The sequence below is a fragment of the Pseudomonas sp. genome, assembly GCF_048265905.1.
GTDB lineage: Bacteria > Pseudomonadota > Gammaproteobacteria > Pseudomonadales > Pseudomonadaceae > Aquipseudomonas.
The window spans coordinates 49289-63329 of sequence record NZ_JBLXAP010000002.1 but is presented as its reverse complement, the minus strand read 5'-3'; the positions used below and the strand labels follow the sequence as shown (position 1 = coordinate 63329).

Annotated in this window: 15 protein-coding genes; 8 read left to right on the top strand and 7 right to left on the bottom strand. The window is 56.5% G+C overall.

The genetic code is table 11. The features are described from left to right. Positions 1–40: 40 nt before the first annotated feature. Together ACN0UH_RS03525 and ACN0UH_RS03520 are read left to right on the top strand one after the other, a co-directional pair. Positions 41–304 carry a PilZ domain-containing protein gene (locus tag ACN0UH_RS03525; RefSeq protein ID WP_417660769.1) on the top strand — a complete coding sequence of 88 codons (264 nt, stop codon included), beginning with the start codon at positions 41–43 and terminating at the stop codon, positions 302–304. Positions 305–430: 126 nt separating this feature from the next. Next, a complete protein-coding gene (locus ACN0UH_RS03520) occupies positions 431–1084 on the top strand; it encodes a 7-cyano-7-deazaguanine/7-aminomethyl-7-deazaguanine transporter (RefSeq protein ID WP_417660768.1) in 654 nt (217 codons plus the stop codon). A 65-nt stretch (positions 1085–1149) separates the two neighbouring features. Here the strand turns inward: ACN0UH_RS03520 and ACN0UH_RS03515 are convergent, their stop codons facing one another. The 5 genes from ACN0UH_RS03515 to def form a co-directional block, all read right to left on the bottom strand. Next, a complete protein-coding gene (locus ACN0UH_RS03515) occupies positions 1150–1470 on the bottom strand; it encodes a tetratricopeptide repeat protein (protein WP_417660767.1) in 321 nt (106 codons plus the stop codon). A 20-nt stretch (positions 1471–1490) separates the two neighbouring features. Further along, on the bottom strand, positions 1491–2864 hold the full coding sequence (gene trkA / locus ACN0UH_RS03510; protein ID WP_417660766.1) for a Trk system potassium transporter TrkA: 1374 nt from the start codon (positions 2862–2864) through the stop codon (positions 1491–1493). Between the two features lie 12 nt (positions 2865–2876). Beyond that, a complete protein-coding gene (gene rsmB, locus ACN0UH_RS03505; RefSeq protein WP_417660765.1) occupies positions 2877–4190 on the bottom strand; it encodes a 16S rRNA (cytosine(967)-C(5))-methyltransferase RsmB in 1314 nt (437 codons plus the stop codon). Further along, positions 4190–5131 carry a methionyl-tRNA formyltransferase gene (fmt, locus tag ACN0UH_RS03500; RefSeq protein ID WP_417660764.1) on the bottom strand — a complete coding sequence of 314 codons (942 nt, stop codon included), beginning with the start codon at positions 5129–5131 and terminating at the stop codon, positions 4190–4192. The genes rsmB and fmt overlap by 1 nt, the downstream gene beginning before the upstream one ends. A 90-nt stretch (positions 5132–5221) precedes the next feature. Further along, positions 5222–5728 (bottom strand): peptide deformylase, encoded by a 507-nt coding sequence (def, locus tag ACN0UH_RS03495; protein WP_417661097.1) that lies wholly within the window; start codon positions 5726–5728, stop codon positions 5222–5224. 153 nt (positions 5729–5881) lie between these two features. Between def and ACN0UH_RS03490 the strand changes: the two genes are divergently transcribed. The 3 genes from ACN0UH_RS03490 to ACN0UH_RS03480 all read left to right on the top strand — a co-directional run bounded on the left by ACN0UH_RS03490 (position 5882) and on the right by ACN0UH_RS03480 (position 8715). Then, positions 5882–6907, top strand: a complete 1026-nt coding sequence (locus ACN0UH_RS03490) for a LysM peptidoglycan-binding domain-containing protein (protein ID WP_417660763.1) — start codon at positions 5882–5884, stop codon at positions 6905–6907. Positions 6908–6996: 89 nt separating this feature from the next. Beyond that, positions 6997–8100: a DNA-processing protein DprA gene (dprA, locus tag ACN0UH_RS03485; RefSeq protein WP_417660762.1), complete on the top strand. Its 1104-nt coding sequence runs from the start codon at positions 6997–6999 to the stop codon at positions 8098–8100. 57 nt (positions 8101–8157) lie between these two features. Continuing rightward, positions 8158–8715, top strand: a complete 558-nt coding sequence (locus ACN0UH_RS03480; RefSeq protein ID WP_417660761.1) for an L-threonylcarbamoyladenylate synthase — start codon at positions 8158–8160, stop codon at positions 8713–8715. A 60-nt stretch (positions 8716–8775) separates the two neighbouring features. Here the strand turns inward: ACN0UH_RS03480 and ACN0UH_RS03475 are convergent, their stop codons facing one another. Further along, the gene (locus ACN0UH_RS03475; protein WP_417660760.1) at positions 8776–9753 is read right to left on the bottom strand and encodes an NADPH:quinone reductase; all 978 of its coding nucleotides are present in this window, start codon (positions 9751–9753) and stop codon (positions 8776–8778) included. Between the two features lie 194 nt (positions 9754–9947). Here ACN0UH_RS03475 and hemF point away from each other — a divergent pair, with 194 nt between their 5' ends. Genes hemF through aroE form a run of 3 tightly spaced genes read left to right on the top strand, consistent with a single transcriptional unit; the run spans position 9948 to position 12346 of the window. After that, entirely contained in the window at positions 9948–10862 is a 915-nt protein-coding gene (gene hemF, locus ACN0UH_RS03470; RefSeq protein WP_417660759.1) for an oxygen-dependent coproporphyrinogen oxidase, read from the top strand. Next, on the top strand, positions 10859–11470 hold the full coding sequence (locus ACN0UH_RS03465) for a hypothetical protein (protein ID WP_417660758.1): 612 nt from the start codon (positions 10859–10861) through the stop codon (positions 11468–11470). The genes hemF and ACN0UH_RS03465 overlap by 4 nt, the downstream gene beginning before the upstream one ends. A gap of 54 nt (positions 11471–11524) precedes the next feature. After that, positions 11525–12346: a shikimate dehydrogenase gene (aroE, locus tag ACN0UH_RS03460; RefSeq protein WP_417660757.1), complete on the top strand. Its 822-nt coding sequence runs from the start codon at positions 11525–11527 to the stop codon at positions 12344–12346. Positions 12347–12354: 8 nt separating this feature from the next. Here aroE and ACN0UH_RS03455 read toward each other — a convergent pair whose 3' ends face one another. Beyond that, entirely contained in the window at positions 12355–13923 is a 1569-nt protein-coding gene (locus ACN0UH_RS03455) for a SulP family inorganic anion transporter (protein WP_417660756.1), read from the bottom strand. Positions 13924–14041: the final 118 nt, after the last annotated feature.

The window sequence follows — 14041 nt, the reverse complement described above, 5'->3', positions numbered from 1 at the left end:
TTTAGGCTATCAAGCAGTTAATCAGAGGATTGCCAGAGTCATGTCGAATAACCGCCAGCATCCGCGTACCGCGATGAAGTGCATGATCAAAATCAGTCACCCAAGTTTTGGTGATGTGGTAGCGCAGACGCGAGACCTGTCTGATGGCGGCGTCTATGTGAAGCACGGTGACTTACATGCGCTAAAGCTGGGCGATGTGGTCACCGGTCAGGTACAGGGCATGCCAATTGAAGCGCCAATCTTGCAGATGGTGGTGACCCGTGTTGATGCTGAAGGCGTGGGTTTGCGTTTCGTCACCGAGTGACCAACTGTCAGTAAAGCGCTTAAAACCTATCTTGTGAGTCAAGTATTCGCTAAAATGTCGCGCGCCGCATAGGCGCGGCATTTTCGAAATGGGTTCCCTCACCCCATAAAACTTAAAAAGGCTCACATGCAAACCACCCTGACAACGATCCGCCGACCCGCTTTGGTGGCGCTGATCGCCTTTCATATCCTGATTATCATCGCCAGTAACTATCTGGTGCAGTTGCCGATTACCCTTTTCGGCTGGCACACCACCTGGGGCGCGTTTAGCTTCCCGTTTATCTTTCTCGCCACCGACCTGACTGTGCGTTTATTGGGCAAAGCCCCGGCGCGCAAAGTGATTGCGCGAGTGATGTTGCCTGCGTTGGTGGCCTCATACGTGGTGTCGGTGCTGTTTAAAGACGGCGTGTTTTCAGGCTTTGCGGCGTTGCAGGAGTTCAACGTATTCGTTGGCCGTATCGCGCTGGCCAGTTTTTGCGCTTATGTGCTGGGTCAGCTGCTGGATATCCAGGTGTTCGACCGAATGCGCCGACTGCGTCAGTGGTGGGTTGCACCGACGGCTTCGACCATTCTGGGCAACCTGCTCGACACCTTTGTGTTCTTCTCTATCGCCTTCTGGCAAAGCAGCGACCCGTTTATGGCCGAGCACTGGGTCGAGATCGCCAGCGTCGACTACGCGATCAAGCTGGCCGTGAGTCTGGTGCTGTTCGTGCCGCTCTACGGAGTACTGCTCGGGGCGATTGCCCGTTTACTCGAAGGGCGTACAGCGCCAGCGCGCTGAACCAACCAATAAGAAAGCCCGGCTTGAGTTAATCATCGCCGGGCTTTTTATTGGCTAAACATGAGTCAAGGCGGGCTGTTGAGCTTATCCAGCTTGCGCAAAAAAACGCCCATTTCCTTCTCCGCTTGCTTGTCGCCATGGGCTTGCGCAGCGACTATGCCCTGCTCCCATGCGGTGCGTGCGGCAGTTGGCTGATCGTTGTTGAGCAGTGCTTTGCCAAGCAACTTCCAGGCGGCGGAATACTTGGGATCAAGCTCCACGCAGCGTTGTAAATGCTCAGCCGCCAGCGCCGTTTCGCCAGCATCGAGATAACCCTTGCCGAGGCCGAAGCGCAGCAATGAGTTATCCACACCCTTGGCGAGCATTTTTTCCAGTGATTCAAGCATTGGGTCTCCTGTCTGGTTACTTAGAAGAAGGTCAGGCCGACCTGAAACAAGCTCTCGGCATCGCGGATGTACTTCTTGTCGACCAGGAACAGAATCACGTGGTCGCCGCTCTGGATCATAGTGTTGTCGTGGGCGATCAGCACTTCTTCATCGCGAATCACCGCACCGATGGTGGTGCCGGGTGGCAGGTTGATGTTGCCGATTTCGCGTCCGACCACTTTGCTCGACTTGGCATCGCCGTGGGCAATCATTTCGATTGCCTCGGCAGCACCACGGCGCAGGGAATGCACACTTTCGATATCGCCACGGCGAACGTGGGTGAGTAAGGTGCCGATGGTTGCCAGTTGTGGGCTGATGGCGATATCAATATCCCCGCCCTGCACCAAATCGACGTAAGCCGGGTTGTTGATGATGGTCATCACCTTGCGCGCGCCCATGCGCTTGGCCAAGAGCGACGACATGATGTTGGCTTCGTCGTCGTTGGTCAGTGCTAGGAAGATATCCGCATCGTTGATGTTTTCTTCAACCAGCAAATCACGGTCCGAGGCACTGCCCTGCAGCACGATGGTGCTGTCCAAAGTCTCAGAAAGGTAGCGGCAACGCGCAGGGTTCATCTCGATGATCTTCACCTGGTAGCGGCTTTCGATGGCTTCTGCCAAGCGCTCACCAATATGGCCACCTCCGGCTATGACGATCTTTTTGTAGCTGTCTTCAAGGCGGCGCATCTCGCTCATAACAGCGCGGATGTGTGCTTTGGCTGCGATGAAGAACACCTCATCATCGGCCTCAATCACGGTGTCGCCTTTAGGCATTATCGGTCGGTTGCGGCGGAAAATCGCGGCAACGCGGGTGTCGACGTTGGGCATGTGTTCGCGCAGTTGGCGCAACTGTTGACCTACCAGCGGGCCGCCGTAATAGGCTTTGACTGCGACCAACTGGGCTTTGCCGCCGGCGAAATCGATAACCTGCAGCGCGCCGGGATACTCGATCAGGCGCTTGATGTAGTTGGTCACAACTTGCTCAGGACTGATTAGCACGTCGACCGGAATGGCTTCATTGTCGAACAGGCCGCTACGGGTCAGGTAGGCTGCCTCACGCACACGCGCGATTTTGGTCGGGGTGTGGAACAAGGTGTAGGCGACCTGACAGGCGATCATGTTGATTTCGTCGCTGTTGGTTACGGCGACCAACATGTCAGCATCCTCGGCACCCGCTTGGCGCAAGACTGTTGGGAATGAGCCGCGGCCTTGTACGGTGCGAATATCCAGGCGATCACCAAGATCACGCAAGCGGTCGCCGTCGGTGTCGACCACTGTGATGTCATTGGCTTCGCTAGCCAGGTGTTCTGCCAGCGTGCCGCCTACTTGCCCGGCACCAAGAATGATGATTTTCATCCGATTCCTTCCTCAGCCGCGGGGTGTCGCGGCGATCTTGATCAGCTTGGCATAGTAAAAACCGTCATGCCCATCTTCTTGTGCAAGCAATTGACGGCCATGGGGCTGTGGCAGGCCAAAAGGCCCGGCAATATCGAGTTCGCGAGCGCCCGGCGTCCGCGCCAGAAAGGCTTCAATCACTTGCGTGTTTTCTGTCGGTAAGGTCGAGCACGTGGCGTAAAGCATGATGCCGCCAACGGCCAGCGTTGGCCAAAGCGCATCAAGCAACTCGCCCTGTAACTCTGCCAGCGCGGGAATATCTTCCGGCTGGCGGGCGATTTTAATATCAGGGTGACGACGGATAACCCCGGTTGCTGAACAGGGGGCGTCGAGCAGAATGCGCTGAAATTGCTGGCCATCCCACCACTTATCCACAGCCCGACCGTCGGCGGCAATCAATTCGGCATCTAACTTTAGGCGCGCTAGGTTTTCGCGCACGCGCACCAGTCGCTTGGGCTCCAGATCAAGCGCAACCACACCGGCAAGTTTGGCTTCGGCCTCGAGAATGTGACAGGTTTTGCCGCCAGGTGCGCAGCAGGCATCAAGAACCCGCTGGCCCGGCGCTAATTCGAGCAGGTCAGCAGCCAGCTGTGCGGCTTCATCTTGCACGCTCACCCGGCCTTCGGCGAAACCGGGCAGCGTGGTGACGTCGCAAGCTTGGATCAGGCGGATGCCATCGCGGCTAAATGCGCAGGCTGCGGCCTCTATACCGGCTGTTTGTAGTTCTTGCAGGTAATCATCACGGCTGCCATGGCGACGATTGACGCGCAATATCAGTGGCGGATGGGCGTTGTTGGCTGCGCAGATGGCTTCCCAGTGTTCGGGCCAGAATGCTTTCAGCGATTTTTGCAGCCAGCGTGGATGGGCGGTGCGAACCATTGGATCGTTTTGCATCTCGGCCAACAGCGGTTCGGCTTCACGCTGGGCGCGGCGCAGTACGGCGTTGAGCAGACCCTTGGCCCACGGCTTTTTCAGCTTGTCAGCGCAGCCTACGGTTTCACCCAGTGCGGCATGTGCTGGCACACGTGTGTAGAGCAGCTGATACAGACCAACCAGCAGCAAGGCTTCGACATCTTTGTCGGCTGCCTTGAACGGTTTTTGCAAAAGTTTCTCGGCCAGCGCCGACAGCCGAGGCTGCCAACGCGCGGCGCCAAAGGCCAGCTCTTGAGTGAGGCCGCGATCACGTGGTTCAACTTTATCCAGTTGCGGCGGTAGGCTGCTGCCTAACGAAGCTTTACCAGACAGCACTGCGCTAAGTGCTTTGGCGGCGGCGAGACGTGGGTTCATCAAACCAGTACCGCGCCGACGGTGAAGTATTCACGACGGCTGTTATAAAGGTCGGCGAAATTCAGTGCCTTGCCACCCGGAAGTTGCAGGCGAGTAAGTAACAGCGCGCCGCTGCCGCAAGCGACGGTCAGACCGTGCTTGCTTGCATCGAGAATAATCCCAGGCGCGCCTTCACCGGCGCAACATTCGGCGCTGAGCACCTTTATTGGCGCATCATTAAGCGTGCTGTGGCAGATCGGCGTTGGGTTGAATGCGCGAATCAGGCGTTGCAGCTCATCCGCCGGGCGCGCCCAGTCGATACGAGCCTGCTCTTTGTTGAGCTTGTGTGCGTAGGTCGCCAGGCTGTCATCTTGAATCTCGCCAACCAGCGAACCTGCGGCCAAGCCATTAACGGCTTCGATGACCGCATCGGGCCCTAGACGCGCTAAGCGGTCATGCAGGCTGCCGCCGGTGTCTTCGGCGCTGATTGGGGTGCTGACCTTGAGCAGCATCGGGCCAGTGTCGAGCCCAGCTTCCATCTGCATCACGGTGACGCCGGACTGCGCATCGCCCGCCTCTATCGCCCGCTGGATCGGGGCTGCGCCACGCCAGCGCGGCAGCAAGGATGCGTGGCTGTTGATGCAGCCCAGACGTGGGGTATCGAGCACTATTTGCGGCAAGATCAAACCGTAGGCCACCACCACCATCAAGTCGGCATTAAGTGCTGCCAGTTGTGCTTGGGCGTCGCTGTCGCGCAGGGTTTGCGGTTGATACACCGGTATTTCATGTTGCAGGGCGAGTTGCTTGACCGGGCTCGGCATCAGCTTTTGCCCACGGCCAGAAGGTCGGTCCGGCTGGGTGTACACCGCGATGATCTGGTGGTCGGTGCCAAGCAGGGCGTTGAGGTGCTCGGCGGCGAATTCCGGGGTGCCAGCAAAAATGATGCGTAAAGGGTCAGTCATGGGTTCTCGCTAAACTCAGGTGCGGGGTCAAGCGCCCTTACCTGCTGCAAATAAAAAGGCTTGCCGCAGCAAGCCTTTGAAAGTCATCGGTCAAGCCTGCTGACGGTGCTGCTTTTCCAGCTTCTTTTTAATCCGGTCACGCTTGAGCGTAGACAGATAATCGACAAACAGCTTGCCGTTGAGGTGGTCACACTCGTGCTGAATGCACACGGCGAGCAAACCTTCGGCGATCAGCTCATAAGGCTTGCCGTCGCGATCAAGTGCTTTGATCTTAACTTTCTGCGGACGGTCGACATTTTCGTAAAAACCGGGAACCGAGAGACAACCTTCCTGATATTGGTCCATTTCTTCGGTCAGCGGTTCGAATTCCGGGTTGATAAAAACCCGGGGTTCGGAGCGGTCTTCAGACAGGTCCATAACCACCAAACGCTTATGAACATTGACTTGCGTGGCAGCAAGACCGATGCCCGGCGCTTCATACATGGTTTCAAACATGTCGTCGATTAGCTGACGCAAATCGTCATCGACTACGTCCACTGGCTTAGCAATGGTGCGTAAACGTGGATCGGGAAATTCGAGGATGTTTAAAATCGCCATATGCGTTGTGTGATGCACTTGTGGAATAAAGTCAAAATCCGCTGCTAAGATGTTGCGCAGCATTGAAAAGCGGCTTAACGCCGCATTTCTATTGGGGTTAGGTTGCAGCGCTAGGGCGCTTCACAGAAGACACATAATAAAGGGATTCACCGCATGAGGAAATCACTACTCGCTTTGCTGCTCCTTGCAGCTAGCGGTTTGGCCCAGGCAGATGTGCAACTTAAGGATGGTCATCCGGACCGTTACACAGTGGTCAAGGGCGATACTCTATGGGATATCTCCGGTAGATTCCTGCGTGAACCCTGGAAGTGGCCTGAGATTTGGCACGCTAATCCACAGGTTGAAAACCCGCATCTTATCTATCCTGGCGATACGCTGAGCCTGGTATATGTCGACGGTCAGCCACGCTTGATGCTTAATCGCGGCGCTTCACGTGGCACCATCAAACTGTCGCCAAAAGTGCGTAGCACGCCGATGGCCGAGGCCATTCCAGCTATTCCGCTGGAAGCCATCAACAGCTTCTTGCTGTACAACCGCATTGTTGATGACCCAAAAGACTTCGAACGCGCACCTTATATTGTTGCGGGTGACGCCGAGCGCGTTGTCAGTGGCGCAGGCGACCGTATATATGCACGTGGCAAGTTCAGCACGGCCACGCCGAACTACGGGATTTTTCGTCAGGGCAAGAGCTACTTCGATCCTGAAACCAAAGAGTTCCTCGGTATCAATGCCGATGACATCGGTGGCGGTGAGATTGTTGCTGAAGAAGGCGACATAGGCACCATGGAACTGCGTCGCAGTACGCAGGAAGTGCGCAATGGCGACCGCTTGTTTGTGACCGAAGAGCGGGCGATCGACTCGACATTCATGCCGAGCGAGCCTACCGGTGAAGTCAAAGGCTTGATCATCGATGTTCCCCGTGGCGTCAATCAGATTGGTCAGTTTGATGTAGTGACCATCAACAAAGGCGCGCGTGAGGGCCTGGTTGTGGGTAACGTGTTGGCCGTATACAAGACCGGTGAGACCGTACGGGATCGCGTGACCGGTGACTCAATCAAGATTCCAGACGAAAGAGCGGGTTTGATGATGGTGTTCCGCACCTATAACAAGCTCAGCTATGGTTTGATTCTGCATGCCAACCGCAACTTGGCGGTACTCGACAAGGTGCGTAACCCGTAACTCTCGAAAGCCCAGCAACAGCTGGGCTTTTAAGTCATACGCCGGTGCATTCCAGCGGCGTAGGGCGCGACCGATCAAGGATGATCAGTATGTCGCAACACCTCAGCAAAACCGCTGCACCTTCCCCTGCCGAGACTGAAGCTCGGATCCGCTTGCATTGCTTGCCTGAACTCGGCCCCAAGCGTTTCAAAAAACTCCTAAGTGCCTTTGACTCTGCCTCCTCCGCGCTCAGTGCGCCCGCCTCTGCCTGGAGAGCGCTTGGGTTGCCCACTGTCTGTAGCGAAGCTCGGCGCAGCAGCGAGATACGTGAACAGGCCAATGCGACTCTGGGTTGGCTGGAAGACCCAAGCAACCAGTTGCTGATGTGGGATTCAGGGCGCTATCCGGCGCTATTGGCAGAACTTAGTGATGCGCCACCGCTGTTGTTCATTCGCGGTGATGCCAGCTTGCTTGAGCTGCCACAACTGGCCATGGTCGGTAGCCGCCGCGCTTCCGCGCCCGGTTTGGACACCGCGCACAGTTTTGCCAAGAGCCTGGCGGCTGGCGGTTTTGTAATCACCAGTGGCTTGGCTTTGGGTATTGATGGTGCAGCGCATCAGGGCGCCTTGGACGCTCAGGGTAAAACGGTTGCGGTGCTCGGAACCGGCTTGCAGCACATGTACCCTGCCCGCCACCGCAGATTAGCAGCCGATATCGTTGCCAATGGCGGCGCTCTGGTTTCTGAGTTGCCGCTGAACAGCCCGGCGCATGCGAGTAATTTCCCCAGACGAAATCGCATTATCAGTGGCTTGTCGCTAGGTGTGTTGGTGGTCGAGGCCAGCCCGTCGAGTGGTTCGTTGATTACCGCGCGCCTGGCCGCCGAACAAGGCCGTGAGGTGTATGCGATTCCGGGTTCAATTCATCATCCGGGTGCCCGGGGCTGTCATCAGTTGATTCGTGATGGCGCCTCTTTGGTCGAGAGCATCGAACATATTCTTGAGGCATTACGCGGTTGGCAGCAAATCTCTTCCAGTGTTGAGCGCCCAACTCCAGCCCGACACCCGTTGCTTGATTTGTTATTTGCAGCGCCGCAAAGCACTGAAGTTTTGGTGCTTTCCAGCGGTTGGCCGTTGTCTGATGTGCTGGCGGAGTTAACTGAGCTTGAGCTCGAAGGCCGGGTGAGTTGTGAGGCTGGCCGTTGGTATGCGCGCTAGTCAATTGTTCCGGGGCTTAGATACACTGCGCGGCATGGGTTCAACGGAGCACGATTGATGGTCAATAGCTGGCAAGTACAACAAGCCGCGCGGGTGGTGATGCAAGGGGGGGTGATTGCCTATCCGACTGAGGCAGTTTGGGGGCTGGGCTGCGATCCGTGGGATGAGCTGGCGGTTGAGCGCTTGCTGGCGCTAAAAAATCGGCCGATGCACAAAGGTCTGATTTTGGTTGCTGACAATATTCACCAGTTTGACTTTCTTATTGAAGACTTGCCGGACATCTGGCAAGACCGCTTGGCCAGTATGTGGCCGGGGCCGACTACGTGGCTGGTGCCGCATCAGGATCGCTTACCTGAATGGATTACCGGCCAGCACAACAGTGTTGCCTTGCGCGTTAGTGATCATCCATTAGTGCGTGAGTTATGCGCCCTCACCGGCCCGCTGGTTTCGACCTCCGCCAATCCTGCTGGCCGTCCTGCGGCGCGCAGTCGTTTGCGCATTGAGCAGTACTTCCCGCGTCAGCTCGACAAGGTCTTGAATGGTGCCTTGGGTGGGCGTAAAAACCCGAGCCTGATTCGCGACTTGATCAGTGGCGACGTGGTGCGGCCCTCGTAAGCAGCGCTGTTTCAGCTGACACCAGTCGCTCACCTGTGTGAGCGACTGGTGCTTGGCAAGTTACGGCAACAAAATCGTCGAGCCCGTGGTCTGGCGCGCGCTCAAGGCAATTTGCGCTTGCGCGGCTTCCGCCAGCGGGTAGCGCTGATTGATCTCAACATCCAGCTTGCCGCTGCTGATCATGCTGAACAGTTCGTCAGCCATTTTCTGCAGGCGTTCAGGGGTGTCGGCGTAGCTGGCCAGAGTGGGTCGAGTGACGTACAGCGCGCCCTTCTGCGCCAGAATCCCCAGGTTAACTCCGCTGACCGCACCCGAGGCATTGCCAAAGCTGACCAGCAGGCCGCGTGGCGCAACGCAGTCCAGCGACGTTGCCCAGGTGTCCTTGCCGACGCCGTCATAAACCACCGGACATTTCTTGCCATCAGTCAGTTCAAGCACGCGTTCGGCGACATTTTCATGGCTGTAGTTAATGGTCGCCCAAGCGCCCTGCTGCATCGCCCGTTCGGCTTTTTCAGCGGTGCTGACTGTGCCAATAAGTTTGACGTCGAGGGCTTTGGCCCACTGGCAGGCGAATGAGCCAACACCGCCCGCAGCGGCATGAAACAGCACGGTTTCGCCGCCTTTCAATTCAAAGGTCTGACGCAGCAGGTATTGCACTGTGAGGCCTTTGAGCATGACGGCTGCAGCTTGTTCAAAGCTGATGCTGTCAGGTAGTTTCACCAGTTTGCTGGCGGGTAATACATGCAATTGACTGTACGCACCCAGTGGCCCGGTGGCGTACGCGACACGGTCACCCACCTGGAATTGAGTGACGCCAGCGCCAACGGCTTCAACAATCCCAGCACCTTCAGTGCCCAGGCCAGATGGCAGCGCGGGCGGCTGATAAAGGCCGCTGCGGAAATAAGTGTCGATGAAGTTCAGACCAATGGCCTGGTTCTGCACGCGGACTTCACCGGCGCTTGGCGCTGCGGGTTGGTAGTCAACGAACTCAAGTACTTCAGGGCCACCGTGGCTGCTAAATTGAATGCGCTTGGTCATTGCAGGCTCCGTAATTAGGGTCATTAGTGACCTAATGATGCACCTGACAAATGTTTTTGGCACCCATTGCCGGGCATCTATCGTCGAATTGACTCGAGTCAACTGCGATCACCGGGGTGCAAATGGTATGCTGAGCGCCGATTTCGCCGCACAACTAAAGCCGTGCGGCTTAACCTGCTTTCCAAGGTGGCGCCGTGAGTGATCGTACTGAGGCCGTAAAAGCCTATTTGCTAGACCTGCAAGACCGTATTTGCGCAGCGTTGCAGGCTGAAGATGGCAGCAGCCTATTCATTGAAGATGCCTGGCAGCGTCCGGCGGGTGGCGGTGGTCGCACGCGCGTGATCGAGAACGGTGGTTTGATCGAAAAAGGTGGGGTCAACTTCTCTCATGTGTTTGGCACCGGTTTGCCTCCCTCTGCCAGTGCTCACCGTCCTGAGCTGGCCGGTCGCGGGTTTGAAGCCATGGGCGTGTCGTTGGTGATTCACCCAACCAACCCACACGTGCCGACTTCACATGCGAACGTGCGGTTCTTTATCGCTGAAAAAGAAGGCGAAGAAGCGGTCTGGTGGTTTGGTGGCGGCTTTGATTTGACGCCTTATTACGCCAACGAAGAAGACTGTATGCATTGGCATCGCGTTGCGCAAAAAGCGTGCGAGCCATTCGGCGCCGACGTCTACCCGCGCTATAAAGAGTGGTGTGATCGCTACTTCCACATTAAGCATCGTAACGAGCCTCGCGGCATTGGCGGTCTGTTCTTCGATGACTTGAACGAGTGGGACTTCGACACCAGCTTTGCCTTCTTGCGCGCTATTGGTGATGCCTATCTTGAGGCCTACTTACCGATTGTGCAGCGCCGCAAAAACATGGCGTATACCGAGCAGCAGCGTGAGTTCCAAGCGTTCCGCCGCGGGCGCTATGTGGAGTTCAACCTGGTTTATGACCGTGGCACCTTGTTCGGCTTGCAGTCGGGCGGGCGTACCGAGTCGATCTTGATGTCGTTGCCACCGCACGTGCGTTGGGGCTACGACTGGAAAGCTGAGCCAGGCACCGAAGAGGCACGTCTCACTGACTATTACCTGACTGATCGAGACTGGCTGGCCAACCTTTGAACAGGCTTATTCAAGGGCGCGTAGCAGGTTTGCTGGTTGCGTTAGCGCTGCTGGCGGGTTGTTCGACCGCGCCACCGAAAGATCAAAACAACCTGTGCAATATCTACCGAGAATACCCGGACTGGTACGAAGACTCGCTGGATATGCAAGACGCTTACGGCACGCCAATGAATGTGGCGATGGCGATCATCAAGCAAGAAAGCAGCTTTGTTGAAGACGCCTTGCCGCCACGAGACTATTTGTTGTGGGTCATTCCGTGGGGACGAGTCAGTTCGGCGTACGGTTATGCACAGGCTCAGGACCCGGTTTGGGGCGAGTACAAAGACCAGACTGGCAACGGCGGTTCGCGTGATGATTTTGAAGATGCGATCATGTTTGTCGGCTGGTATACCCACGTCACGCAGCGCACCTTGGGCATCTCCAAGTGGGACACTTACAATCAGTACCTGGCTTATCACGAAGGTCGCGGAGGCTATAGCCGCGGCACCTATCGCAGTAAAGCCTGGCTGATGCAGGTTGCGCGCAAAGTCGAGCAGCAAGCAAAGAATTATGGCTGGCAACTGAAGCAGTGCCGGAGCGAGTTGGAGAGCAACCGCAGTTGGTGGTAAAGCTCCACTGCGTGATTGCCGGACGTTAACAGTGGTAGAAGTAAGGATTCCAACATGGACCGTTACGGCGTATTTGGTAACCCAATCGGCCACAGCAAGTCGCCGTTGATCCACAAATTGTTTGCTGAGCAAACCAATCAACAACTGTCTTACGAAGCCTTGCTGGCGCCGCTTGATGGTTTCAGTGATTTTGCCCGAGACTTTTTCAGTGAAGGCAAGGGCGCCAACGTTACTGTGCCTTTCAAAGAGCAGGCCTTTGCTCTGGCAGACACCTTGTCTGCGCGTGCACAGCGTGCTGGTGCGGTTAATACCTTAAAAAAACTGTTAGACGGCACGCTGGTGGGTGATAACACCGATGGCGCTGGGCTGGTGCGTGACCTACAGATCAATGCAGGGTTTTTTCTGCGCGGCAAACGCATTCTGATACTGGGTGCAGGTGGTGCTGTAAGAGGCATTATTGAGCCCTTTATGGCTGAGCAGCCGAGCAGTGTGGTGATCGCCAATCGTACCGTTGAAAAGGCTGAGCAATTGGCCCAGCAGTTTGCCGATTTAGGCCCGATCGCGGCCAGCGGCTTTGACTGGATTGACGCTCCGGTAGATCTGATTATCAATGGCACTTCAGCGAGCCTTGCGGGCGATGTCCCGGCGATTGCCGCTAGCCTGATCAAGCCTGGACACACCGTGTGCTACGACATGATGTATGGCAAAGAAGACACTGCATTTAACAGTTGGGCGGCTGAGCAAGGCGCAGCGCGGACAATTGATGGCTTGGGCATGTTGGTCGAGCAAGCGGCTGAAGCGTTCTTTATCTGGCGTGGTGTACGCCCGGCAACGGGGCCTGTGCTGGCTGAACTGCGGCGCTTACTGGCTGAGTAAGCGTCCTACTAATCCTCGAAAACAACAGGGCACTGTTCTGCGCCTTCCAGCTTTTGGATTTCTTCGAGTACCTGTGGCCGGGCTCGGCGAATGATCAGGTTGCGCTTTTGTCCGCGCAGGCGCCGGGCTTCCTGGTGAAGCATCTCAACTCCGGCGTAATCAATGAAGTTGACGTGGTGCGCATCGATAATCACCCGCTCGCCACGGCTGCGTTGAATGATCTGTTGCAGGTAGTGGCAAGCGCCAAAGAAGATCGAGCCTTCAATGCGTAATAACTCTTCGTCGCCGTCCTGCCAAAACTTCACGCGCGGCTGTGAGGTGCGCTTCAGGTAGAAAAACAGCGAAGCCAATACACCGGCATAGATGGCTGTTTGTAACTCCATTACCAGTGTTGCGGTCAGGGTTAATAGCATCACCAGGAACTCTGAGCGACTGACCCGGTACAGCGCTTTCACCCCGCCAATATCCAGTAAACCCCAGCAGATCAACAAGATACCCGCCGCCATGCAGGGCAGCGGAATGTGCTCGATTAACTTTGCGCCGAACAAGGCAAACAGCGCCACCAGAATCGCTGAGAACACGCCTGCCAGAGGTGAGCGCGCACCTGCCTGCAGGTTAAGCGCCGAGCGGGTAAACGAGCCTGCCGACAGCGAGCCGGAGAACCAGGGCCCGATAATGTTGGATAAACCCTGTGCGCGAACCTCTTGGTTGGCATCAAGGAATTGCTGCGATTTACTCGCCAGCGAGCGTGCAATCGACAAGCTGGTGACCAGCCCGAGCATGCCGCAGGCGATAGCTGCAGGGAGCAATTGCAGGACGCTTTCGAGATCAAAATTGAGTAACACCAGCGGCGGTAGCTTGCCCTCGAATGGGCTGACCAATGTGACGTGCCCGAGCTGCTGCGGCAGGACAAACACCGCGAGGCTGCCCGCCACAAGGCTGACCAGCAAGGCCGGTCCGCGCGGCCAGAATTGTTTACATAATATGCTGACCGCCAAGGTAAATGCCGCCAGAGCTACCGAACCCCAGTCAATTTCGCCAAGGTGCTGGCCGATATTGGCCAGTGACATAAGTGCGGTTTTTTGGCTTGGAATGTCGATGCCGAGCAAATTTGGCAGTTGTCCCAGTGCGATCACGATTGCCGCGCCCAGGGTGAAACCGAGCACCACGGAGTGTGAGACGAAGTTGACCAAGGCGCCGAAGCGCATTAGCCCGAGCAGCCATTGGAATAATCCGGCAATAAAACTGAGCAGCAGTATCAGCGCAACAAAGTCATCGCTGCCAGGCTTGGCCAGTGGGCTGACGCTGGTGAACAAAATAATCGAGATGGCCGCTGTTGGCCCACAGATCAAGTGCCAGGAAGAGCCCCAGAGCGAGGCAATAATCACTGGCACAATCGCTGCGTATAGGCCGTACTCGGGTGGCAGCCCGGCAATCAGTGCGTAAGCGATGGATTGCGGCAACGCCAGAATCGCTCCAGTCAAACCGACCAGCGCATCGTTGCCCAGGGTTTTCCGAGGGGTAGCGGGCAGCCAGCGCAGGAACGGCAGCAAGCTTTGCAGGCTAGGTCGTCGCATCAGCGAGCTTGAGCGTCTAAGTTGCTGTGCATGACAAACCTGACCTTAAACAACTTAATAGTTCGCATCAGTATGACGTATTCCGCAGCGGCTATTCCAAGTATTGTTGAGTCGTGAG

What these genes read in the sequence shown, in the direction of transcription:
- ACN0UH_RS03525 (WP_417660769.1), top strand. Translation starts at nt 41, where the DNA reads ATGTCGAATAACCGCCAGCATCCGCGTACCGCGATGAAGTGCATGATC.
- ACN0UH_RS03520 (WP_417660768.1), top strand. Translation starts at nt 431, where the DNA reads ATGCAAACCACCCTGACAACGATCCGCCGACCCGCTTTGGTGGCGCTG.
- ACN0UH_RS03515 (WP_417660767.1), bottom strand. Translation starts at nt 1,470, where the DNA reads ATGCTTGAATCACTGGAAAAAATGCTCGCCAAGGGTGTGGATAACTCA.
- trkA (WP_417660766.1), bottom strand. Translation starts at nt 2,864, where the DNA reads ATGAAAATCATCATTCTTGGTGCCGGGCAAGTAGGCGGCACGCTGGCA.
- rsmB (WP_417660765.1), bottom strand. Translation starts at nt 4,190, where the DNA reads ATGAACCCACGTCTCGCCGCCGCCAAAGCACTTAGCGCAGTGCTGTCT.
- fmt (WP_417660764.1), bottom strand. Translation starts at nt 5,131, where the DNA reads ATGACTGACCCTTTACGCATCATTTTTGCTGGCACCCCGGAATTCGCC.
- def (WP_417661097.1), bottom strand. Translation starts at nt 5,728, where the DNA reads ATGGCGATTTTAAACATCCTCGAATTTCCCGATCCACGTTTACGCACC.
- ACN0UH_RS03490 (WP_417660763.1), top strand. Translation starts at nt 5,882, where the DNA reads ATGAGGAAATCACTACTCGCTTTGCTGCTCCTTGCAGCTAGCGGTTTG.
- dprA (WP_417660762.1), top strand. Translation starts at nt 6,997, where the DNA reads ATGTCGCAACACCTCAGCAAAACCGCTGCACCTTCCCCTGCCGAGACT.
- ACN0UH_RS03480 (WP_417660761.1), top strand. Translation starts at nt 8,158, where the DNA reads ATGGTCAATAGCTGGCAAGTACAACAAGCCGCGCGGGTGGTGATGCAA.
- ACN0UH_RS03475 (WP_417660760.1), bottom strand. Translation starts at nt 9,753, where the DNA reads ATGACCAAGCGCATTCAATTTAGCAGCCACGGTGGCCCTGAAGTACTT.
- aroE (WP_417660757.1), top strand. Translation starts at nt 11,525, where the DNA reads ATGGACCGTTACGGCGTATTTGGTAACCCAATCGGCCACAGCAAGTCG.
- ACN0UH_RS03455 (WP_417660756.1), bottom strand. Translation starts at nt 13,923, where the DNA reads ATGCGACGACCTAGCCTGCAAAGCTTGCTGCCGTTCCTGCGCTGGCTG.